Origin of the sequence: Herbidospora galbida, assembly GCF_005233835.1 — a bacterium.
GTDB classification, from domain to species: domain Bacteria; phylum Actinomycetota; class Actinomycetes; order Streptosporangiales; family Streptosporangiaceae; genus Herbidospora; species Herbidospora galbida.
In genome coordinates, this window is record NZ_SZQA01000027.1 from 19,694 (window position 1) to 40,889 (window position 21,196).

At 71.6% G+C, this 21,196-nt stretch carries 20 protein-coding genes; 10 read left to right on the forward strand and 10 right to left on the reverse strand.

Annotation, left to right across the window (positions count from 1 at the left end):
- Positions 1-48: 48 nt before the first annotated feature.
- Positions 49-1,662: an ABC transporter ATP-binding protein gene (locus tag FDA94_RS25190; RefSeq protein ID WP_246060146.1), complete on the forward strand. Its 1,614-nt coding sequence runs from the start codon at positions 49-51 to the stop codon at positions 1,660-1,662.
- On the forward strand, positions 1,659-3,395 hold the full coding sequence (locus FDA94_RS25195) for an ABC transporter ATP-binding protein (protein ID WP_137249557.1): 1,737 nt from the start codon (positions 1,659-1,661) through the stop codon (positions 3,393-3,395). The genes FDA94_RS25190 and FDA94_RS25195 overlap by 4 nt, the downstream gene beginning before the upstream one ends.
- Here FDA94_RS25195 and FDA94_RS25200 read toward each other — a convergent pair.
- Complete coding sequence (locus FDA94_RS25200; RefSeq protein WP_137249558.1) at positions 3,392-5,422, reverse strand: prolyl oligopeptidase family serine peptidase; 2,031 nt, start codon at positions 5,420-5,422, stop codon at positions 3,392-3,394. The two genes, FDA94_RS25195 and FDA94_RS25200, sit on opposite strands and share 4 nt — an antisense overlap.
- A gap of 19 nt (positions 5,423-5,441) precedes the next feature.
- On the opposite strand from FDA94_RS25200, the gene mshB reads away from it, so the two are divergent.
- Genes mshB through FDA94_RS25225 form a run of 5 tightly spaced genes read left to right on the forward strand, consistent with a single transcriptional unit; the run spans position 5,442 to position 8,606 of the window.
- Positions 5,442-6,230 carry an N-acetyl-1-D-myo-inositol-2-amino-2-deoxy-alpha-D-glucopyranoside deacetylase gene (gene mshB, locus FDA94_RS25205; protein WP_137249559.1) on the forward strand — a complete coding sequence of 263 codons (789 nt, stop codon included), beginning with the start codon at positions 5,442-5,444 and terminating at the stop codon, positions 6,228-6,230.
- A gap of 9 nt (positions 6,231-6,239) precedes the next feature.
- On the forward strand, positions 6,240-6,683 hold the full coding sequence (locus tag FDA94_RS25210; protein WP_137249560.1) for a DUF6113 family protein: 444 nt from the start codon (positions 6,240-6,242) through the stop codon (positions 6,681-6,683).
- Between the two features lie 5 nt (positions 6,684-6,688).
- The gene (locus tag FDA94_RS25215; RefSeq protein ID WP_137249561.1) at positions 6,689-7,177 is read left to right on the forward strand and encodes a flavin reductase family protein; all 489 of its coding nucleotides are present in this window, start codon (positions 6,689-6,691) and stop codon (positions 7,175-7,177) included.
- 15 nt (positions 7,178-7,192) lie between these two features.
- The gene (locus tag FDA94_RS25220) at positions 7,193-7,627 is read left to right on the forward strand and encodes a hypothetical protein (protein ID WP_137249562.1); all 435 of its coding nucleotides are present in this window, start codon (positions 7,193-7,195) and stop codon (positions 7,625-7,627) included.
- 28 nt (positions 7,628-7,655) lie between these two features.
- On the forward strand, positions 7,656-8,606 hold the full coding sequence (locus FDA94_RS25225; RefSeq protein WP_246060147.1) for an MBL fold metallo-hydrolase: 951 nt from the start codon (positions 7,656-7,658) through the stop codon (positions 8,604-8,606).
- Here the strand turns inward: FDA94_RS25225 and FDA94_RS25230 are convergent.
- The 8 genes from FDA94_RS25230 to FDA94_RS25265 form a co-directional block, all read right to left on the reverse strand.
- Positions 8,599-9,309, reverse strand: a complete 711-nt coding sequence (locus FDA94_RS25230; protein WP_137249564.1) for a hypothetical protein — start codon at positions 9,307-9,309, stop codon at positions 8,599-8,601. The genes FDA94_RS25225 and FDA94_RS25230 overlap by 8 nt on opposite strands.
- A 10-nt stretch (positions 9,310-9,319) precedes the next feature.
- Positions 9,320-10,282, reverse strand: a complete 963-nt coding sequence (locus FDA94_RS25235) for a GH25 family lysozyme (RefSeq protein WP_137249565.1) — start codon at positions 10,280-10,282, stop codon at positions 9,320-9,322.
- A gap of 46 nt (positions 10,283-10,328) precedes the next feature.
- Positions 10,329-12,158, reverse strand: a complete 1,830-nt coding sequence (locus FDA94_RS25240; RefSeq protein WP_062339028.1) for a sigma factor-like helix-turn-helix DNA-binding protein — start codon at positions 12,156-12,158, stop codon at positions 10,329-10,331.
- 48 nt (positions 12,159-12,206) lie between these two features.
- On the reverse strand, positions 12,207-14,261 hold the full coding sequence (locus tag FDA94_RS25245; protein ID WP_137249566.1) for a UvrD-helicase domain-containing protein: 2,055 nt from the start codon (positions 14,259-14,261) through the stop codon (positions 12,207-12,209).
- A gap of 6 nt (positions 14,262-14,267) precedes the next feature.
- Complete coding sequence (locus FDA94_RS25250; RefSeq protein WP_137249567.1) at positions 14,268-15,974, reverse strand: hypothetical protein; 1,707 nt, start codon at positions 15,972-15,974, stop codon at positions 14,268-14,270.
- A gap of 105 nt (positions 15,975-16,079) precedes the next feature.
- The gene (locus FDA94_RS25255; protein WP_137249568.1) at positions 16,080-16,832 is read right to left on the reverse strand and encodes a class I SAM-dependent methyltransferase; all 753 of its coding nucleotides are present in this window, start codon (positions 16,830-16,832) and stop codon (positions 16,080-16,082) included.
- Positions 16,833-16,915: 83 nt separating this feature from the next.
- Complete coding sequence (locus FDA94_RS25260) at positions 16,916-18,007, reverse strand: ABC transporter substrate-binding protein (protein WP_137249569.1); 1,092 nt, start codon at positions 18,005-18,007, stop codon at positions 16,916-16,918.
- Positions 18,008-18,053: 46 nt separating this feature from the next.
- Complete coding sequence (locus FDA94_RS25265; RefSeq protein ID WP_137249570.1) at positions 18,054-18,260, reverse strand: putative acetyltransferase; 207 nt, start codon at positions 18,258-18,260, stop codon at positions 18,054-18,056.
- Between the two features lie 97 nt (positions 18,261-18,357).
- Here FDA94_RS25265 and fdxA point away from each other — a divergent pair, with 97 nt between their 5' ends.
- Genes fdxA through FDA94_RS25280 form a run of 3 tightly spaced genes read left to right on the forward strand, consistent with a single transcriptional unit; the run spans position 18,358 to position 20,463 of the window.
- Positions 18,358-18,684, forward strand: coding sequence for a ferredoxin (gene fdxA, locus FDA94_RS25270; RefSeq protein WP_137249571.1), 327 nt, complete (start codon positions 18,358-18,360; stop codon positions 18,682-18,684).
- 25 nt (positions 18,685-18,709) lie between these two features.
- Positions 18,710-19,795: a succinyldiaminopimelate transaminase gene (gene dapC / locus FDA94_RS25275; RefSeq protein ID WP_170991116.1), complete on the forward strand. Its 1,086-nt coding sequence runs from the start codon at positions 18,710-18,712 to the stop codon at positions 19,793-19,795.
- 56 nt (positions 19,796-19,851) lie between these two features.
- Positions 19,852-20,463, forward strand: a complete 612-nt coding sequence (locus tag FDA94_RS25280; RefSeq protein WP_137249573.1) for a DUF4178 domain-containing protein — start codon at positions 19,852-19,854, stop codon at positions 20,461-20,463.
- Positions 20,464-20,469: 6 nt separating this feature from the next.
- On the opposite strand, the gene FDA94_RS25285 is transcribed toward FDA94_RS25280, so the two are convergent.
- Positions 20,470-21,195 carry a hypothetical protein gene (locus FDA94_RS25285; RefSeq protein ID WP_246060148.1) on the reverse strand — a complete coding sequence of 242 codons (726 nt, stop codon included), beginning with the start codon at positions 21,193-21,195 and terminating at the stop codon, positions 20,470-20,472.
- Position 21,196: the final 1 nt, after the last annotated feature.

Genomic DNA, 21,196 nt, shown 5'->3' on the forward strand with positions numbered 1-21,196 from the left:
GATCCCGGCGAACCAGACACGCGCGGGCCCGGCAGATACCTCTGGTGGATGGCTCGCGAACAGGGCCTGCCCCTCTGGCTGGGCATCACCTATGCCCTCGCCTGGTGGGTCGCCCAGGCACTCATCCCGGCCGCCCTCGGCAGCGGTGTCGACGCGATGATCGACAAGGACGTCCGCGGGCTCGCGCAGTGGTCGGCGGTGGTCTTCGCGCTCGGGGTGGTGCAGGCCGTCACCGGCATCCTGCGGCACCGCTGCGCCGTCTACACCTGGCTCAACGCCGCCTACAAGACCGTCCAGCTCACCAGCCGCCAGGCCACCCGCCTCGGCGCGACCCTGCCCAAGCGCCTGTCGACCGGTGAGGTGGTGAGCGTCGGCAACTCCGACATCGCCCACATCGGCAACGCGATGGACATCATCCTGCGCGGGTCCGGCGCGGTCGTCGCGGTCGCCGTGGTCACCGTCATCATGCTGTCGGCCTCGCTGCCGCTCGGCCTGCTCGTGCTGATCGGGGTGCCGGTGATGGCGCTGGCGATCACGCCGCTGCTCAAGCCGCTGCACCGCCGCCAGCACGCCCAGCGCGACCTCCAGGGCGACCTCGCCACCCGGGCCGGCGACATCGTCGCGGGACTGCGGGTGCTGCGCGGCATCGGCGGCGAGCAGGTCTTCGCCGACCGCTACCGCGTCGAGTCGCAGCGCACCCGGGGCGCGGGAGTGCGGGTCGCGTCGGTCGAGTCGCTGCTCGAAGGAGCGCAGGTGCTGCTGCCCGGCCTGCTGGTCGCGGCGGTGACGTGGCTGGGCGCGCGGTTCGCGCTCGCGGGCGAGCTGTCGGCGGGCGAGCTCGTCTCCTTCTACGGGTACGCCGTCTTCCTCATCGCCCCGTTGCGCACGCTGACCGAGGCGGCCGACCGGCTGACCAAGGGCGCCGTGGCCGCGAAGCGGGTCGTCCGCATCCTGTCGCTGGAGCCCGAGATCACCGGCGGGGCCGCCCAGCTCCGCCACGGCGACCTGCGCGACGAGGAGTCGGGCGTCGTCGTCCGCGAGGGCGTGGTCACCGCGCTCGCCGCGGCCATCCCGGAAGAGGCCATCGCCATCGCCGACCGGCTGGGCCGCTATTCGGACGGCCGGGTGACGCTCGGCGGCGTGCCGACGGAGGACCTGCCCAAAGCGGCCCTCAGGGCGCACGTCGTGGTCGCCGACAACGCCGCCGCGCTGTTCGCCGGGACCCTCCGCGACGAACTCGACGTCAGGGGGAACGGCGACGTCGAGGCGGCCGTCCACGCGGCCTGCGCGGAGGACATCGTCGACGCGCTGCCCGACGGCCTGGACACCCACGTGGCCGAGGCCGGACGGGAGTTCTCCGGCGGCCAGCAGCAGCGGCTGCGGCTGGCCAGGGCGCTGACCGCCGACCCGGAGATCCTCATCCTGGTCGAGCCGACCAGCGCGGTCGACGCCCACACCGAGGCCCGGATCGCCGAACGCCTCGCCAAGGCCCGCGCCGGGCGGGCCACCCTGGTCGTCACCACGAGCCCGCTCGTGCTCGACCGGGCCGACCACGTCTACTACGTGGAGCACGAGAAAGCGGTGGCCGAGGGCACCCACCGCGAGCTGCTGACCGCCAGCACCGCATACCGTTCCACCGTCACCCGGGGGGAGGACCGATGAGCCGAGAGATCCTGCCGGTCGCCGACAAGGCGCAGGTACGCGCCTACGCCCGGCGCCTGATGGTCAAGTATCCGAGGCGGCTGTCGGCCGCGCTGGCCCTCCACGGGCTGGCCGCGCTCTCCGGCCTGGCCGGCCCGGCGCTGCTGGGCGGCCTCGTCCAGGACGTCGCCGACGGCGCCAGGGACGTGAACGTCAGCGTGATCGCGCTGGCCATCGCCGGTTTCGTCGCCGCCCAGGCGGTGCTGACCCGGTTCGCGGTCTTCGCGTCCTCGCGCCTGGGCGAGAGGGTGCTCGCCGAGCTGCGCGAGGAGTTCGTCGACCGGGTCCTCGCGCTGCCGCTGTCGACGGTCGAGCGGGCCGGTTCGGGCGACCTGATCACCCGGACCTCCCGCGACGTCGACGCGCTGTCGCGGACCGTCCGCCACGCCGTGCCGGAGATCCTGATCGCGCTGGTCACCGGCGTGTTCATGGTCGGCGCGCTGTTCGTGGTCGGCGGACCGCTCATGGCGGTGCCGTCGCTGCTGGCGGTGCCGCTGATCTGGATCTCCACCCGGTGGTACCTGAACCGGTCGGGGCCCGCCTATCTGCGTGAGGGCGCGGCGTACGCCACCCTCACCGAGGGACTCGCGCAGACCGTCGAGGGCGCCCGCACGGTCGAGGCCCTGGGCCTGGAGGATCGCCGCCGCGACCGGACCGACGAGGACATCCGGGGCTCCTACGCGGCCGAGCGCTACTCGCTGAGCCTGCGGACCGTCTGGTTCCCGGCGGTCGAGATGGGCTACGTCATCCCGGTCGTCGCCACGCTGTTCATCGGCGGCCTGTTCTACACGCAGGACTGGGTCACGGTGTACCAGGTGACCGCGGGCACGCTCTACATCCAGCAGCTCGTCGACCCGCTCGACCGGCTGCTGTCGTGGATCGACGAGCTCCAGGTCGGCAGCGCCTCGATGGCCCGCCTCCTGGGCGTCGCCAACGTGCCCGACGACCGGGCCCCGTCCGGGGCGACCCCCGACGGCGACGCGATCAAGGCCGAGGACGTGCGGTACGCGTACCGGGAGGGACACGACGTCCTGCACGGCATCGACCTCGACGTCAGGCCGGGTGAGCGCCTGGCCATGGTGGGCCCGTCGGGGGCCGGCAAGTCGACCCTCGGGCGGCTGCTGGCCGGCATCCACGGGCCCCGGACCGGCACGGTCACCGTCGGCGGCGCCTCGCTGGTCGAGCTGCCGCTCGGCGAGCTGCGCGGCCAGGTCGCCCTGGTCACCCAGGAGCACCACGTGTTCAAGGGGACGCTGCGCGACAACGTCCTCATCGGCCGTCCCGAGGCCGATGACGACGCCGTGAGGCAGGCCCTGGAAGCGGTCGACGCCTGGGAGTGGGCCGAGAAGCTGGGCCTGGACGCCGAGGTCGGGTCGGGCGGGGTGAGCGTCTCGCCCGCGCAGGCGCAGCAGCTCGCGCTGGCGCGGCTGGTGCTGGCCGACCCGCACACGCTGGTGCTGGACGAGGCGACCTCGCTGATCGACCCCCGCCAGGCCCGCCACCTGGAGCGGTCGCTGGCGGCGGTCCTCGACGGGCGCACCGTGATCGCCATCGCGCACCGTCTCTACACGGCCCACGACGCCGACCGGGTGGCCGTCGTCGAGGACGGCCGGATCAGCGAACTCGGCTCCCACGAGGAACTGGTCGAGGCCGGCGGCCCCTACGCCGCCCTGTGGGACAGCTGGCGACGTTAACCGAGGGCACGGCGCAGGAACTCGACCTGGAGCAGCAGGAGGTTCTCGGCCACGACCTCCTGCGGCGTCATGTGGGTGACGCCCGACAGCGGCAGCACGGTGTGCGGCCGCCCGGCGGCCAGCAGCGCCGACGACAACCGCAGTGTGTGGGCGGCCACCACGTTGTCGTCGGCCAGGCCGTGGATCAGCATCAGCGGGCGCTCCAGCTTCTCCGCGTCCGCGAGGAGCGAGGAGTGCTCGTAGTGGCCCTCCGACGGGTGGCCCAGGTAGCGCTCGGTGTACGCCGTGTCGTAGAGCCGCCAGTCGGTCACGGGGGCGCCCGCGATGGCGGCGTGGAACACGTCGGGCCGCCGCAGCACCGCCAGGGCCGCCAGGTAGCCGCCGAACGACCAGCCCCGGATCGCGACCTTGGTCAGGTCGAGGTCGGGGTGGGGCATCGACTGGAGCACCTCGACCTGGTCGTCGAGGGTGATCGTGAAGTCGTGGTGGACCTCGCGCTCGAAGGCCGGGCCGCGTCCGGGCGTGCCGCGCCCGTCGGAGACGATCACCGCGAAGCCCTGCTCGGCCCACCACTGCGGCTCCAGGAACATCCGGTGCGAGTGGAGCACCCGCTGGGCGTGCGGCCCGCCGTAGGGGTCCATCAGGACGGGCAGCTTGGCCGACCCCTCGACGTGCCACGACGGCAGCAGGACGGCCGTGGAGAGCTCACGGGAGCCGGCCCGCGACAGGGAGATCCGCAGGTCGAGACCGGGCCGCTCGGCCACGCTCGCGATCGGCGCCGAGCTCCCGTCGAGCCGGATCACCCGCACCGACACGCCCTCGTGGTCGAGCGACTGGGCCACCACGACGGTCACGCCGCCGCTGCGGCGTCCGGTGAACACGCCCGCGTCGGTCGAGAGGGGGCTGAGGGTCCCCTGGGCGTACGCCCACAGCTGCACCTGTGCCGGGTCACCGCCGCTCGCGGTGAACAGCACGACGTTGTCGTCGACGTCGACCACGCTGCGGACCTGCAGCGACGGCGGCGTCACCGGGTCGGCGCCGACGAACAGCCGCCGCCCGCCGTCGGCGTCGGCGACCCAGACCACGGCGCCGTCGGCGGTGTGCGCCGGGACGCCCGGAGCCGCCTCGACCCACGCTTCGTCGACGTCTTCCCTGATCAGGGTGGTGCCGCCGGTCGTCGGGTCGACCGAGAGCAGCCGTAGCGACCTCTGGTCGCGGGCCAGCGTCACGATGAGCGGCCCGAACGCGTCCCAGGAGGCGGTGACGAGGTATTCGTGCTCGAACGGCACCTCGGTGCGGATCCCGTCGAGCCCCACGATGTAGAGGTTGACCCGCGCATTGGCGGTGCCGGCCGCCGGATAGGCGACCGAGACCGGGTCGCTGCCCGGGTTGGCCGGGTCGGCGATGTGCCAGATCTGCACCGGCGAGTCGTCGACCCGGGCGACCAGCAGCGCCGAGGCGTCGGGCGACCACCAGTAGCCGCGCATCCGGTCGAGCTCCTCGGAGGCGATGAACTCGGCCAGGCCCCAGGTCGCGCCGTCTTCCCCGGCCACCTCGAAGTCGGAGCCGGTCTCCAGGTCCTGCACCCGCAGGCGCCCGCCGCTGACGTAGGCGACCTTGCCGCCGTCGGGGGACAGGCGAGGGTCGATCACCCCGCCCGGGGTCTTCAGCCACCGGATCTCGCCGGCCTCCCAGACGTACAGGGCGCCGGAGAGGGTGAAGACGATCCGGTGCCCCGCGTAGGAGAACCCGACCACGCCGCCGGCCGACTCGCGGGCGCGCTCACGCCGGGCCCGCTCCTCCGGTGGCAGCTCCTCCTCGGCCGCGCCGAGGATCAGCGGGTCGACGAGCAGCCGCTCCTCGCCCGAGGCGACGTCGAGTTCCCACAGGCAGGTCACGGGGTCGGTGCCCGACTTGGTCCGCTGGAAGATCACCTTGTCACCGGAGGGGGTGAGGGTGAATCCGCGCGGCACCCCGAGCGTGAACCGGCGGGTCCGGGCATGCAGGCGAGGGAAGCTCTCAGTCATAGCCCCTTATAGTGCCAGCATGCTCGACCGACGCCTCCTCCTCGTCCACGCCCATCCCGACGACGAGACGATCGGCACCGGTGCCACGATGGCCCGCTACGCCGCCGAGGGCGCCCACGTGACCCTGGTCACCTGCACCCGCGGCGAAGAGGGCGAGATCATCCCCTCGACCCTGTCCCACCTGGGCCCCGACGACCTGGGCGCCTACCGCGAGCGGGAGCTGGCGGCCGCCTGCCGGGCGCTCGGCGTCGACGACCACCGCTTCCTGGGCTACCGCGACAGCGGCATGATGGGCGCGGCCTCCAACGACGACCCCCGCTGCTTCTGGCGGGCGCCGGTCGACGAGGCGGCCGAGCGGCTCCTCCAGATCATCGACGAGGTGCGCCCCCAGGTGATCGTCACCTACGACGAGAACGGCCTCTACGGCCATCCCGACCACATCCAGGCCCACCGGGTGGCCTGGCGCGCGTTCGAGCAGGCCGGCACGGTCGCGAAGTTCTACCAGACCGCCCAGCTCCGCTCCGAGATGCTGGAGGCGGCGGCCCGCATGGAGATCTTCCGGCCCGAAGACGTCGACGCCCTCGGCTACGGCCGCGAGACGGTGACCACCTCGATCGACGCCCGCGCCTACCTCGACGCCAAGCTCAACGCCCTGCGCGCCCACGGCACCCAGATCACCGTCGACGCCCCCCGCTTCGCCCTGTCGAACGGCGTCGGCCAGGAGGCCCGCGGCGTCGAACACTTCGTACGCAAAGCGGGACCCTCCGTGACGGGGTGCGAGGACGATCTGTTCGCCGGCATCGGCTAGCCTCGCCCCATGATGGTGAACGCCGCTCCCGAGACCGCCGAACACGACGACGGTCCGAGCGGCGCCGAGCCCGCGGTCACCGGCGCCGCCTACGGCGTGCTCTTCATGCTCGGCCTGGTCGTGGGCGTCGTCGGCGCCTTCGAGCACGAGTGGTATCTGTTCGGCACCCTGCCCGTCGGGGGCGTGCTGGCGGTGCTGGTGCTGTTCGCGGTCCCCTATGCGATGGGCCGGCTGATGGGCACCCGCCTGGCCGCCATGGCGGTGGCCGTCGGCTGGGTGATCCCGTCGATGATCCTGGCGGGCCCGCGCCCGGAGGGCGACCTGGCCATCGCCGCGACGCTGGGCGGATACATCTACCTTTACGGCGGTCTGGTGGCCGTCGCCCTGGCCGTCGTCCTCGCCCCGTCAACGGGAGGGTCCTGGCTGCTCAGGCAGAACGTCCGCATAAGGTAAGGTGCGTGCTCGCCGACAGGGATCTTTACCGGAAGGTGGCCGGCCGTTTCGCGACCGGGATCGTCATCGTCACGACGGTCGACCCGTCGGGGACCGACCACGCGATGACGGTCAACTCCTTCGCCTCGGTGTCGCTCGATCCCCTGCTGGCCCTGTTCTGCGCCGAGAAGATCGCCCGCTTCCACGACACGGTGATCAGCGCGGGCGTGTGGGGCGTCTCGGTCCTCGGTGAGGACGACGAGGAGGTCTCCCGCTACCTCGCCAAACGCGGCCGGCCGCTGGAGGGCCAGCTGACCGGGTTCCCGCACCACCGCGGCGCGCTGGGCGTCGCGCTGCTCGACAGCGCCATCGCCACCCTGGAGTGCCGGACCGTCGCCGTCCACGAGGCGGGCGACCACTCGATCGTCGTCGGCGGTGTGGAGACCGTGGCCACCCCGCGTGACGCCGCGCCGCTCATCTACCACCGGGGTCACTACTCGTTCCTGGCCGAGTGAGCGCATGATGTGCTGATGGGGCCGTACTTCCGCTTCCGCCGCGCCGTCAACTGGATCAACCTCTCGACCCCGCTGGGCCTGCTGATCGCCCGCATCGGCGGGGCGACCCTGCACAAGGGCGAACTCGGTCTCGTGTACGCCCACGGCTACCGCCTCTCGTTCCCCATCGCCGGGGCCTTCACCGTCGGGAACGTCGTGCTCACCAAGCACCCCCACGGCTACCTGAGCGGACGGCTCCTCCTGCACGAATCCCGCCACGCCAGCCAGTACGCCGCCTGCGTCGGCCTGCCGATGCTCCCGCTCTACGTCCTGTCGGTGCTGGTGTCGGTGCTGACGTGCGGGAACCCGGCGACGTACAACCCGTTCGAGCGCATGGCCGACCTCGACGACGGCGGCTACGCGCGGGTGCCCCCGTGGTGGCGGCGCGGCCGATCGCGCGGCGACGCATAATTCCCGTGTCAGGGGGATCTTCAAGAGGGTGACCCAGACGCACATTCCCCTCGAAGCACCGCGCTGGAGCGGGGGTTTCGCCGACCGGCTGCTCTCCCCGCTCGCCTCGTTCAAGGAACTGGCCTCGGTCGTCGGGTACGGCGAACTGCGCACCGACATCGGCGACGCCGACCAGATCCCCGTCCACCGCGACGGCCTGCCCTTGGCCACCGGCACCGACGCCCTGGTCACCTGGGTCGGCCACGCGACCTACGTCGTCCAGATCGGCGGCCTGACCGTGCTGACCGACCCGGTGTGGTCGCGCAAGATCCCCGGAGTCCGCCAGCGCCTCACCCCGCCCGGCGTCGCCTGGTCCGACCTGCCGCCGGTCGACGCGGTCGTCATCAGCCACAACCACTACGACCACCTCGACGCCCCGACGATCCGGCGCCTGCCCAGAGACACCGCCGTGCTGGTCCCGGCGAACCTGGCCGCGTGGTTCACCCGGCGCGGCTTCACCAACGTGGTCGAGCTCGACTGGTGGGAGTCGGCCCACGTGGGGGACGTCCGCTTCGACTTCGTCCCGGCCCGCCACTGGTCCCGCCGGGGGCTGTTCGACACCTGCCGGACGTTATGGGGCGGCTGGCTGCTGTCGTGGCACGACCAGAAGATCCTTTTCGCCGGCGACACCGGCTACGGCGACCACTTCGCCGAGATCGGCCGCCGCCACCCGGGCATCGACGTGGCCCTGATGCCGGTCGGCGCCTACGAGCCCCGCTGGTTCATGAAGAGCTTCCACGTCGACCCCGCCCAAGCGGTCGAGGCCACCCTCGACACCGGAGCCCGCCGCATGGCCACCATGCACTGGGGCACCTTCGTGCTGTCGGGCGAGCCGCTGCTGGAACCCGTCCAGGAGGCCCGCCGCGAGTGGACCCGGCGCGGGCTCCCGCCCGCCGACCTGTGGGACCTGGCCGTGGGGGAGACCCGCGCGATCAGCTGAGCGCGGGCGGGCGGCCGATGTCGATCGAGAGGTCGAGGGCCAGGATGTGGTCGGCGTGCAGGAAGGTCTCGAACTTCGACCCCGGGGGGACCTCGCGGTCGTCCTCCAGTTCGCGGAGGACGCGCAGCGCCCTCGGTGTGTCGAGGTCGTCGTCGAAGGCCTCGGTCAGCGCGGCGGCGCGGTCGGCGGCGATCGGGGAGCTGGGCAGCTCGGCCCACTCGGCCACCCTCCGGCGCCACCGGCGGATGGTGTCGCCGGCGTCGCGGAGGGCGTCGGGCGCGAGGGTGGTCTCGTCGCGGTAGTGGTGCTCCATGAGCGCGAGGCGGACCGACAGGGGGTCGAGGCCGTCGGGAACCGGCCCGTCGAGGGTGGCGGCGCTCCTGACCCGGTGCCGGACGGCCGCGTCGTCCACCGCCTCGTCGGTGTCGCTGAGGTAGAGGTCGACGCGGCCGCCCAGGAGGCGCAGCGCCCCCGCCATCCCGTCGGGGACGTGCTCGGCCGGGCGCACGTTCAGTGGCGTCAGGTCGCCGTCGAGGCTCCGGCAGGCGACCACCCGTACGCTCGACCGTTCGAGCACCCGCCGGATCAGGTCGGCGTACACCTGCCCCGGCAGATCGGCGGAGGCGTACGCGCGCAGCCCGCGCGTGCCGGGAGGCAGGAGCGGCTCCACGAGCCGGTGACGGGTGTCATAGAGCCGCAACATGCTTCCGACATTACTTGAGGGTCACCTTTATCGACCCGACGAGGAAGTTGATGCCGACCGGCTTCGAGCCCCTCGGCCTCGTCGAGAACTTCAGCGTGACGCTCCGGCCGGGGGCCAGGCTGTTGATCGCGCACTTGACGGTGGTCGCGGTGCGCTTGCACGCCTTCGGCGCGTAGGTGAGGCGGTTGTTCCCGAACGTCTTGCCCGAGATGTTGATCTTCGTGGCCTGCTTGGCGCCGGTGTTGGTGATCTTGAGGGCGTACTGCGACCGGCTCTTCGCGCCCCCGGAGATCAGCAGCCGGACCGGCGGGTCGGCCAGCGCGTGGAGCTGCGACAGCGAGCCGTTGAAGGCGTCGGAACCGCCGGCGTGGTCGGCCTTCTCGGCCTTCTGCCAGAACGTCCACTTCTGCCAGGCCGACGGCAGTTCACCCGGGTCGGCGCCCCAGCGGGCGATCCAGAGGGGGTTTTTGGCGAACTTCTTGGTGTCGCCGGTGCAGGTCTTCCACCAGGAGGTGGTCGTGTAGATGATCGCGTCGCGCTTGGTCCACGCCTTGTATCGGGACAGCCAGTCGCCGATCCACTTGACCATCTCGTCCTGGTCGAGGCCGTAGCAGCTGTTCAGGCCGTTGCGGTTGTTGTAGGGGTTGTCCTCGACGTCGAGCACCCCCGGCAGCGTCCGCCCCTCCTTGGTCCAGTTGCCGCCGTTGCGGACGAAGAAGTCGGCCTGGTCCTTGCCGCTCGACTCGTGCGGCTGGGCGAAGTGGTAGGCGCCCCGGTACATCCCCTCGGTCAGGGCGCCGGAGAACTGGGCGCCGAATCTCGGGCTCTTGTAGTCGACACCTTCGGTGGCGTGGACGAAGACGAACTCCGCGCCCTTGCCCTTCACGTCGGTCCAGTTGACGTCACCGGTCCAGTTGCTGACGTCGGCCCCCATGACGGTCGTCGACGCGACCAGTAACAAAGCGGCGTACATTCATGATCCTTCCCCGTGCGGAGAACGATCGTCCCACAAACGTTCTTTACAGATAGAGAAGAATGTCGCGATCCCCGCGTTCTCTCAGCCTTCCGAGGACGTCGTCCTTGCCCGCGCCGTCGGGCATGCCGATGCGGGCGCCGATCAGCCGCAGGCCTTCGGCCTCGGAGGCGACGGGGGCGGTGTATCCGATGAGGTGGAGGGCCTTGTTGAGCGGCGGCAGCCCGGCCGCGCCCTGCGGCAGGAACCGGGTCAGCAGCTCGCCGCCGTCGGAGACGGTCAGGAAGACGTGGTCGCCCTCGCCGGCGTTGTATTCGGCCAGGATCGGGCGGATCGAGCCCATCGTCGGCTGGTTGTGCCACGAGATCACCACCTCCCCCTGCGGGGTCGAGGCGGTGAGCTGGCCGCCGGGCGCCATGCCGAGGTGGGCCGCGAACCCGGTCGGCAGCGGGGAGCCCGAGCCACGCAGGTGCTCGGCGTTCACGTCGACCCGGTGCCACCAGCGGCCGTCGCGGCTGCGGAAGCAGCGGCGGGTCATCGACACGTCGCGGCGCGGCTGGTAGTCGGCCGGTTCGGCGCCCGCGACTCTGATCCAGCCGCGCTGGGTGCGCTCGAACCCGGGGCCGCCGGCGTAGGCGCGCACCGAGCTCTCGCTCACCTCGTAGCGGGAGGTCAGCGACGCCACGATCGTGTTGACCGAGGCCTCGCCGCCGGCCTTCTCGATCTCGCGGGCGATCATCTCGCGGATGCCGAGATACTCCTCGCCGCCCCAGCGGGCCAGGCCGTACTTGTTGCGGTCGAGCCGGAGGAAGCGGTCGTCGGCGGTCAGCTGGTTGCGGATGCCGACCAGGCTGTAGTCCTCGCCGATCCGGTTCTGGATCTCCTCGGGCGTGAGCGGGGTGCCGGCCACGGCCAGCACGGCCTCGGCCTTGTCGTTCACGCTCCTCGGCCACGGCACGACATGGCCTTCGAGCAGCCGCAGCTGCGGCACCGCCCCAAGCCAGCGCTCCCCGACGTCTTCGCGCACCCCGAGCTGGGCGACCATGCCGACCGCCTCGCCCAGCGGCACGGGCCCGTCGGTGAACAGCTGCCGCGTCTTCTCCCGCAGCTCGTCGGCGCCCCCGGCCACCAGCCACCCGTCGACCTGGTCGTAGCCGGTCAGCAGCGTGCGGACGAACCGCCAGGCCGGGATGCCCAGCGTGGCCAGCTCGGTGCGGTGCCAGGGCACCGCCGCCATCAGGTCGTCGGCCGGCACCGCCGACCCGAGCCGGGTGCGCAGCCACGTGAGGTGGGCGGTGAGCGGGGTCGCCTCCTGGCCCCGCAGCCAGTTGTCGACGTGGTCGCGCAGGTCGCGCTCGATCTGCCGGATGCGCTCGCGGGTGACCGAGAACCGCTGCGCCAGTTCGTCGAGGGTGGCGCGGTGCTCGGCGTAGAGCCGGTCGCGGGCGATCGCGCGCTGGCGGTCGTCGAGCCGCTGGAACAGCTCGTCGATGATCTCGGGCAGCGGCCTTTCCGGAACGGCGGGCGGCACGCTGGCCAGCGGGTTGAGCGGCTCGGTGTCCATGAGCCGGTCGAGCACCCCGGCGAACAGCAGCCGGACGCTGTCGCGGCTGCCCGGCGTGCGCTGGCTCTCGGCCGGAGCGGTGAACCGCAGCAGCGGCATGATGTCGCCGAGGATCAGGTGTCCCCAGCAGGCGGACGTGAGATCGGCCAGTTTGGCCGCGATCTGGGCCGGCCCGACCGTGGCGCAGGCGCGGTCGATCGGGAGCGCCTGCCACCACGAGTTCGGGAGGCCGGGATCGCTGGCGATCGGCTCCACCTGGCTGGGCGCGGTCCAGCGCAGGGGGGGCACGATGTCGCTCAGGCTCAAATTCATGCAGGTCCAACCGGCAAGGGGAATATATCCGCAGTTCAGATTAGGGGATCAGGCGGGAAGGAAGGGACTCGCGCGACCGGAGTAGGACACGTAGAGCAACTCGTTCGCCCGCGTGCACGCGACATAGAGCAACCCCCGTTCCCGCTGCAGGTCGTGCGCTCGTGCCATCGGATCCTCGGCGTGGGGCGTCAGCGCGTCGGGCGCCGGGATGATCCCCTCAGCGACACCTATCACGGCCACCCGCCGGAACTCCAGCCCCTTCATACCGTGCAGCATCGTGACTTTCACCTCGATACCCGCGTCGCGCAGGGCGGCGCGGGCCATCCGGACGATCTCGACCGTGCGGGCGGTGACGGCGATCTCCTCGGGGGCCACGCCGTCGGCCAGCCAGTCGCTCACATGGGCGACCAGGCCGCCGATCTCGGCCTCCTGGGAGACGTACTCGCGCACCAGCGGGCGCGGGCCGTGGACGGTGGAGCGGTAGCCGTACATCTCGGCCGCGCCCTCGACCAGGCCGTCGACGGGGCCGCCGCCCCGGAGCCGGACGCCGAACGAGAGGATCTCGTGCGGCAGCCGGTAGGAGATCTTCAGGTGGAACCGGCGGACCGGGATGCCCATGCCGGCCAGCGCCGCGCGGGTGTCGAACATGCGCTGGTGGGGGTCGCCCACGATGAACATGTCGTTGGGACCGGGCGGCACCGCCGCCCGGAGCAGCCGCCACTGCGCAGGGTGCAGGTCCTGAGCCTCGTCGATCACCACGTGCTTGTACGGCTCCCGCCGCGGCGCGTCGCTCTCGAGCACGTCGGTCGTACGCCCGAGCAGCTCGGCGCCCTCGGAGGCCAGCTGGAGCAGGGTGCGCCGCCCCGACTCGCGCAGGCGGCCCTCGACGTGCTCCACCGCCCGCCACACGCTGGTGCGGATGTCGGAGTTCAGCTGGACGCCCCGGCCGGGCCGTTCGGCCGCCAGGTACTCCTCCAGCGTCCGCAGGTTCTGGGAGAGGATCACCTGCTCCCACTCGCGCAGCAGGAACGCCGCGCCGAAGCGGCTCCCGGCCGCCTCCTCCCACAGCTTGGTCACGTCGCCGACCAGCGTGGGGGCCTTGCCCTCGTGGGCCGCGACGATGCGGTGGGCCAGCCGGTCGACGTTGGTGACCTCGACCCGCTTGCGCACGATCTCGTCGTCGATGATCAGGTCGAGCTTGGCCGACAGCTCGTTGGCGAGCACCTGCGAGAAGGTGGTCAGCAGGATCGGCCCGCTGTTCTCCTTGGCCAGGTAGGCCGCGCGGTGCAGCGAGATCACCGTCTTGCCGGTCCCGGCGCCGCCGGTGACCAGGACGGGCCGGTCGTAGACCGGCCAGTTGGCGTAGGTGTACTGCGGCGCGTAGAGGAACGTGCACCAGTGGGGCTTGGTCAGCACCCGGTCGAGCTCGACCCGGTCGGCGGCGAAGGCGGCCTGGCCGGGGGAGCGGTGGAGCGCGGCCTCGAGGTCGTCGAGGTCGAGGTTCTCGGCGGTGGTGACCCGGCAGCCGTCGAGTTCGCGCCAGGCCTCGGCCAGTGATCCGCCCCGGGCGAGGACGGCGAGGGGGGCGTACTGGCTCTCGGGGAGCAGGGGTTCCACGGCGGCCAGGTGGGCGTCGGTGGCCATCATCCGGACCATCGGCAGCAGCAGTTCCTGGTCGATGCCGATGTCGATCAGGTCGGTCTCGCAGATGTGGCCGTAGAGGCGCTTGCTCGATCCGGCCGCCGACCGGCGGAGGGCGGGCTCGACGCGGGCCAGAGCCTCGGCGTCCCAGACCTCGATGACGCCGATCGCGGAGTTCACGGTGAAGCGGTGCCGTTGCGCGTAGGTGTAGGCCTCGGCGTCGGGCAGTACCGTGACGAGCCAGTAGACGTCGCGCTGGCGTACGGCCACCGCCCGGTGCCGGTCGGCCAGGCGTAACGTCGTCACGCGGGGGTCGCGCGCGTTCCGCACCCGCTCGGGCACGGGGCCGGCGGGCGAGTTGTGCAGAAACCGTCTGACGGACACCACGGCGTCCCGCCGCACCGGGCGGGCCAGTGCGGCGAGTTCCTGAGTGAAGTCCAGGGAGACGGCGAGGCGGGGCATGGGGGCCTAACCCAGCAGGGACAGCAGGTCTCTGTCCCCACGTTCTCGGAGGCGGGCCCGCAGTTCGTCGGGCGGGGTCGGGCCGGTCAGGCCGATGCGCGTGGCGATCACGCGGTCGGCCTGGTCGGAGTTTCCGCCGGGGGCCGTGTAACCGACCAGGCGCAGCGCCCGCGCGATCGTGTCGCCGGAGTTGGCGGCGGGGAGATGGCGGACCCTGAGCATGCCCTCGTCGGAGAGGGTGAGAAAGATATGGCTGCCCTCCTTGGCCGCGACCTCGCTGAGGATGCGGCCGAGCGAGTCGATGGCGGGGGACTCCCGCCAGGTCATCGTGACGTCTCCGGCGGCGCTGCGCACCGTTCTTTCGCCACCCGGCGACAACCCCAGGTAGAGGGCGAAGCCCTCCGGGAGGCCGACCGACGTGCCCGCCAGATGACCGGCGTCGACGTCGACCCGCAGCCACCATCGCCCGTCGGGCTGACGGAAGCAGCGCTGCGTCTGCGACACGTCCGACGGCCGGGGCGGAGCGGGTGGAGCCGGTGGAGCCGCCGGAGCGGGCGCCGCGCCGTTGGGACTCTGTATCCGCAACTGCGGGACGTTCTCCAGCCACTCCTTGGCGACCTCGGGGTGGATGCCGAGGGAGGAGACGAGTTCGAGGGCCCGGGACACGGTCGGCGGGCGTTCGGCGTTCACGATCAGGCCGCGGGTGCGTTCGTGCAGCTCGGCCAGGTCGCCCTGGACGACCCAGTCGCCGGAGACCTGGTAGCCGGGCAGCGTGGCCAGCACGAACTGCCAGGCGAGGACGTCGAGGGAGGCCAGCTCGCGGGTGTGCCACTCGGCGGCGTTGACCAGCCGCGACTTGGGCGCGGCCACGCCGAGGAGGTCGGTCAGGTTGAGCAGGTAGCCGCGGTAGCGGGCGGCGGGCGGCGAGGCGAGCCATTCCTTGAGCCGGGCGCGCAGCGTGTTCTCGGTCACCTCGATGAGGCTCGCGGGCACGCCGAGCAGCTTGGAGAGGGACTCGGGCGAGGTGGGGGAGTCGGTGAAGACCCGGTTCTGCGCGACCATCCAGCTGTGGTCGTCGAGCGAGGCGAAGACCCGGTCGATCACGTCGGGGAAGTCGGGGTCGTCGTCCTCCCCCGTGAGCCGGGGCTGCGGGACCACCGGCGGCTGGGTGGCGTCGTCTTCGGGCTCCTCGGCCCGCGCCTTGGTCTCGAAGGGCGCTCTGAAGGGGGTCTTGAGCGCGGCCCTGGTCTCGTAGGGTTCCTCGGGCTCGGGATCCTCGGGCTCGGGTTCCACCGGCGTCCTGGACGGCACCTCGGTGGCCGCCAGCTTCGACAGCACCGCCGAGTAGAGCGCCGCGAGTAACGGCCGGGCCTTCACGAACGGCTGCTCGGTCAGCTCACGGCCGGTCAGCGCCAGCAGGCCGGGCCACGACCCCGCCCGGTCGAGCGCGATCCCCACCTGGGGGTCGTCGGCGTCGTCGGGGTCGAGCACGTGCAGCGCGGGCAGCACGTCGCCCACCGCCGCGGCCGGCCACTGTTCCAGGGTCAGGTCGGTCAGCAGCTCGGACAGGGCGTCGACCCCGAAGGCGGGCAGCACCCGGCCCATCGGGAGCGAGCGCCACCACGCGTCGGGTAATCCGGCCCGACCAGCCAGGATGGTGGCAGCGTCACTCCAGCGCAGCGGTGGCACGAGGTCACTCAGGCAGAAGTTCATCGCTATCCCCATCACTTCCGTAAGACCAGACCATAGTCTGGCAAATCCCCTGCCGTGGCGGGAGTTTCATCCGTGACGAACAGCCACAAACGATGGTGTCACCCTTCAGTGGCGCACCGCTGCGAAACGGAGTCTCACGTAGTCGGCCATCCAGCCGGCGTCGTTGCGGAGGGCGGGGGCGGCGAGTTCGTTCACCCGCCGGAGCAGCGGCTCGACCGTCGCCGGGGGCACGCCGTCGAGCAGCGACCCGGCGAACATCCGCACCCAGTCGGCGGCGCCGTTGGGGCACTCGTCGAGCGGCGTCGGCCGGTCGAAGTGCTCCAGGATGCGCAGGGTGAACCCGGCGCGTTCCAAACGGACGGCGTACTCGGCCGGGCTGGGGAAGAACCAGGGGAGTTCGGGCTCGCGCAGGCCGTGCTCGCGCCAGGCGGTCAGCATGGCCGAGGTGAGGGCGGCGCAGTTGCCGGCCCCGCCGAGCTCGGCCACGAACCGGCCGCCCGGCCGCAGCGCGTCGCGGACGGAGTCGATGACCGCGTCGGGGTCGCGGCTCATCCAGTGGAGGGCCGCGTTGGAGAACACCGCGTCGAACGGCTGGGCGACGGTGAAGTCGTGGCCGTCGCCCACGGCGAAGTCGAGCCGGGGGAACTGGGCGATGGCCGTCTCGATCATCGCCTGTGAGCCGTCGATCCCCAGCACGTAGGCCCCGCGGACGGCGATCTCGCCGCTCAGCACGCCCGTACCGCAGCCGAGGTCGAGCACGCGCTCACCCGGCTGCGGGTCGAGCAGCTCCACGAGGGGAGCGCCCTGCGCCGAGACATAGCCGAAGGAGCTGTCGTAGGCGCGAGCGTTCCACCTCATGAGCGTAGGTGTGTCATATCGCAAGATCGGCTCACTTCCACGGTTGTCCGCATAGAGTACGCCAGCCGTGGAATCAATGTTTTTCAGCTCATTTGCTGAGACCAGTGTTTCTGGAGATACATCTTGGCCGCGTCCTGCTGCGGGATGGTCATGAACACCGGCGTCCCGTTCGCCTTCGGCAGCTTCCCTGCCGCCTCGTTGTCGAGGGTGCTCTTCATCTGCATGGCCTCCATCCGCGAGGGCCGCGCGTAGCCCCTGAGCAGGATGTTCTGGCCCTCGTCGGAGAACAGGAACTCGGTCCAGAGCCGGGCCGCCGCCGGGTGGGGCGCGCTCGCGCTGATGGCCTGCACGTAGGGCGAGGCCAGGATCGCGCCCGCCGGGATGGTCACCTGCCAGGTGGCCGCGTTGGCGGCCGACCGGGCCGCGTTCAGGTAGTCCCAGTCGAGCACCGCGGCGGCCTGCTCGGGCGCGGCGGCGACCGCCCCGGCCTTCTTCAGCGCCGCGAAGGCCTGCACGCCCTTGCGGGCGTCGAACTTGCCGCCCTGCGCCGAGGACTGCATCGAGGCCGCCATCACGCCGTTGAAGCCGCTCGCGTTCTTCAGCGGGTCGCCCGCGAGCGCGACCGTGGTCCCGGCCGGGCGGCCGGCGGGCTTGAGCAGTTCGGCGTACGACGCCGGCGCCTTCATCTTGCGCGGGTCGTAGCCGATCGACATGTAGCCGCCGTAACCGGCGTACCAGGTGCCGTTGGCGGCCTTGACCTCGTCGGGGATGTCGGTCCAGCCGGTCACCTGGTAGGGGGCGAACTTGGCGGCGTTGGCCAGGGCCACGTCGATGCTGAGGTCGAAGACGTCGGGCTTCTGGGCCGTGGCGACGGCGTCGATCTGCTGCTGGCTGTTGGCCGCCGGGTTGAGCGACTCGATCTGGATGCCGTACTTGTCGGCGAAGACGTCCATCAGCTCGCCGTGGTTGACCCATTCGCGGGGCAGCCCGACGACGGTGAGCTTGCCCTCCTTCTGGGCGGCCTCGACCAGCCGGTCGAAGTTGCCGAAGCCCGCCTGGAGGCTGGCGCCCTTCACGTTGACCGGCGGGAGGGCCTTGGTCTCGCCGCCCTGGGACGAACAGGCCGCGAGGGCCAGCAGGGCCGCCAGCGCGGGAGTGGTCACGAGTCTGGTCACGGATCGAATGCTTGGGGCCGGGTCGCGCCGCGTCGAGACGGCACGCTCAGCCAGGGACGACCTTTGCCGCCGCCATGACCCTTTCTGGGAACTCCACGAGGGTGCCGTCGCGCTTGCGTACCGAGAGCACGCCGTTCTCCCAGGCCTCCAGCACGCCGACGACGTCGCGGAAGCCCTCGGGCAGCGCCCTGCGGACGGTGACGCGCCTGCCGACGTCGGCCGGCGTGATGGTCACCTTGAGCTGGAAGGCCATGACATTGGCCCCTCCTGTTCCGGCCACCTGACAGTCACCGCAATACTAGGACGGAGCAACCTGCGGCCCATGTCGTGCCGGAAAGAAGGAGCTAGAGGTGACCTACGTCATCGCGCAGCCTTGCGTGGATGTCCTGGACAAGGCGTGCATCGAAGAGTGCCCTGTCGACTGCATCTACGAGGGCGAGCGCATGCTCTACATCCACCCCGACGAGTGCGTCGACTGTGGGGCGTGCGAGCCGGTCTGCCCGGTGGAGGCCATCTTCTACGAAGACGACCTGCCCGAGCAGTGGAAGGACTTCTACAAGGCCAATGTTGACTTCTTCGAGGACCTGGGCTCGCCCGGCGGCGCCTCGAAGGTTGGCAAGATCGAGAAGGACCATCCGACCGTGGCCGCGCTCCCGCCGCAGGCGGAAGACCACTGACGCCCAGCACTGGAGAGAGTCCTTCGTGATCGCCCTGCCCGACTTCCCGTGGGACAGCCTGGCCTCGTACAAGACGACCGCCGAGGCTCATCCCGACGGCATCGCCGACCTGTCGGTCGGCACCCCCGTCGATCCGGTTCCCGAAGTCGTGCGCAGGGCGCTCGCCGAGGCCGCCGACAGCCCGGGTTATCCGCTCACCTACGGCACCGCCCGGTTGCGTGAGGCCGCGGCGGGCTGGCTGGCCCGCCGCCACGGCGTGACGGCCGACCCGGCCGGCGTGCTGCCCACCATCGGTTCCAAGGAACTGGTCGCCTGGCTGCCGACCCTGCTCGGTGTCGGCCCCGGCGACAAGGTGATCTTCCCGGCGCTGGCCTATCCGACCTACGACGTGGGCGCCCGGCTGGCCGGGGCCGAGCCCTTCCCGACCGACGGCCTGCTCTCGCTCGGCCCCGAGCGGGTGCCCCTGGTCTGGGTCAACTCGCCGAGCAACCCCACAGGCAAGGTGCTGCCGGCCGAACACCTGGCCAAGGTGGTCGCCTGGGCGCGCGAGCGCGGCGCGGTCGTCGCCTCCGACGAGTGCTACATCGAGCTCGGCTGGGAGAAGCGGCCCGTCTCGATCCTGCACCCCGACGTGTCGGGCGGCTCCCACGAGGGGCTGCTGGCCGTCCACTCGCTCTCCAAGCGCTCCAACCTGGCGGGCTACCGCGCCGCTTTCGTGGCCGGTGACCCGGTCCTGGTGAAGCGCCTGCTCGAGGTGCGCAAGCACGCCGGCATGATCGTGCCGGAGCCCGTCCAGGCCGCCATGACGGCCGCCCTCGACGACGACGCGCACGCCGACGAGCAGCGCGAGCGCTACTCGGCCCGGCGCACCGCCCTGCGGGCCGCGCTCGAATCGGCCGGCTGGCGGGTCGACCACTCGGAGGCCGGCCTCTACCTGTGGGCCACCGACGGCACCGGCTGCTGGGACCAGGTCGCCCGGCTGGCCAAGCTCGGCATCCTGGTGGCGCCGGGCAGCTTCTACGGCACCGCCGGAGAGAGCCACATCCGGGTCGCGATCACCGCCACAGACGAAAGAATCGCCGCAGCGGTCGCACGACTCACAGTCGCATAGCGAGCCGCCCTCATACGGGCGGATATGGCGCGTTTGTGTTGATAGGATCGCGCGCCATGACGACAGCGGTGGTGCTCGGTCTGTGCCTCGCGGCGGTGGTCGTCGTGCTGGTCGCCTACTTCGCCACCGCTCGCCGGGAGGGGCGTGGCCGGGCCCGTACGGCAGTCGAGGTCGAGGCCGACTTCTACGACGAATTCGCGGAGCTCGACTATTTCGACCCCCGCACCATCCAGGTCGGCGACACCGCCACCGTGGAGGGATCCCGGTTCAAGGCCATCGGCGCCCTCCACCTGATGCGGCAGGGCGACGAGTGGACCGAGCACCTGCTCGACGACGGCAGCCGCCGCGTCCACTGGCTCTCGGTCCAGGAGCGGCCCGAGGGCCTTGAGGTCATGCTGTGGACGCCGGTCCAGGCGCAGGGCATGGTCCCGGCCAAGAGCATGCTCATCATGGAGGGCGTCGAGTTCTTCCCCGGCGACCGGGGCACCGTCGCCTACCGGGCCGAGGGCATGACCGGCCTGCCCGAACGCGGCCTGCTCGACTTCGCCGACTACCGCGCCCACGACGGCCGCCTGCTGTCGTTCCAGCGCGTCCAGGGCGGCCAGTGGGTCGCGTCGTACGCCTCGCCGCTGACGCCGGGCTCGATCCAGGTCGACCGCAAGCCCTGAGAGGGCCTAGCCCTCCTTGACCGGCTGCCACCCGTCTTGACCGGCGGAGGCGCTCCACACGTAGCCGTCGTGGACGACCTGGCGCAGCCCGTAGACCGGGGCGTGGGTGACGAACCAGGTCGCCTTCAGCCAGTCTTCCCGGGAGGCGCCCCTGGCCCGGTTGAACTCCTTCTTCGCCGCGGCGTCCTGCGGGGGCGGCGGCGACTCCTTCGGCGGATACCAGCAGTGGACCGCCCGGGGCTGGTCGCCCCGGAAGGCGGTGGCCAGGATCTCGGCGCTGCGCCGGTGGTCGGCGTAGGCGCCGCCGTCGGCCGACCGCTGCACGGCCTGGGCGGCGTCGTGGAGGCTCATGTCGAGGTAGCCGTCGACCTTCTCCAGGGCGGCGAAGAAGCGGCGGGTGGAGTAGACCGGGTCCATGATCTGCTTGACCGTGCCCCAGCCCTGGGAGGGCCGCTGCTGGAAGATGCCCACCGAGTCGCGGTCGCCGAAGGAGATGTTGGTCATCTTCGACTCCTGGATCGCCGTGATGTAGGCGATCTCCAGCGCCTGCTTGGGCAGCTTGCGCCGGGCCGCGACGGCGGCGATGGTGGCCGCCACCTGCGACTGCTCCAGATCGAGGTCGAGCGTGCCCGCCGGGACGGTGATCGTGCACCCCTCGCCCAGCACGAACGTGTCGGCCTTTTTCATCAGCTGGTAACCGGCGAAGAAGATCGCTCCCGCCAGAACGACCACG

Excerpts from the sequence above, each read along its gene's own strand:
- FDA94_RS25190 (WP_246060146.1), top strand. The coding sequence starts at position 49 with ATGGCTCGCGAACAGGGCCTGCCCCTCTGGCTGGGCATCACCTATGCC.
- FDA94_RS25280 (WP_137249573.1), top strand. The coding sequence starts at position 19,852 with ATGACGACAGCGGTGGTGCTCGGTCTGTGCCTCGCGGCGGTGGTCGTC.
- FDA94_RS25200 (WP_137249558.1), bottom strand. The coding sequence starts at position 5,422 with ATGACTGAGAGCTTCCCTCGCCTGCATGCCCGGACCCGCCGGTTCACG.
- FDA94_RS25220 (WP_137249562.1), top strand. The coding sequence starts at position 7,193 with ATGGGGCCGTACTTCCGCTTCCGCCGCGCCGTCAACTGGATCAACCTC.
- mshB (WP_137249559.1), top strand. The coding sequence starts at position 5,442 with ATGCTCGACCGACGCCTCCTCCTCGTCCACGCCCATCCCGACGACGAG.
- FDA94_RS25230 (WP_137249564.1), bottom strand. The coding sequence starts at position 9,309 with ATGTTGCGGCTCTATGACACCCGTCACCGGCTCGTGGAGCCGCTCCTG.
- FDA94_RS25210 (WP_137249560.1), top strand. The coding sequence starts at position 6,240 with ATGATGGTGAACGCCGCTCCCGAGACCGCCGAACACGACGACGGTCCG.
- FDA94_RS25255 (WP_137249568.1), bottom strand. The coding sequence starts at position 16,832 with ATGAGGTGGAACGCTCGCGCCTACGACAGCTCCTTCGGCTATGTCTCG.
- FDA94_RS25265 (WP_137249570.1), bottom strand. The coding sequence starts at position 18,260 with ATGGCCTTCCAGCTCAAGGTGACCATCACGCCGGCCGACGTCGGCAGG.
- FDA94_RS25250 (WP_137249567.1), bottom strand. The coding sequence starts at position 15,974 with ATGAACTTCTGCCTGAGTGACCTCGTGCCACCGCTGCGCTGGAGTGAC.
- FDA94_RS25240 (WP_062339028.1), bottom strand. The coding sequence starts at position 12,158 with ATGAATTTGAGCCTGAGCGACATCGTGCCCCCCCTGCGCTGGACCGCG.
- FDA94_RS25195 (WP_137249557.1), top strand. The coding sequence starts at position 1,659 with ATGAGCCGAGAGATCCTGCCGGTCGCCGACAAGGCGCAGGTACGCGCC.
- FDA94_RS25235 (WP_137249565.1), bottom strand. The coding sequence starts at position 10,282 with ATGTACGCCGCTTTGTTACTGGTCGCGTCGACGACCGTCATGGGGGCC.
- FDA94_RS25245 (WP_137249566.1), bottom strand. The coding sequence starts at position 14,261 with ATGCCCCGCCTCGCCGTCTCCCTGGACTTCACTCAGGAACTCGCCGCA.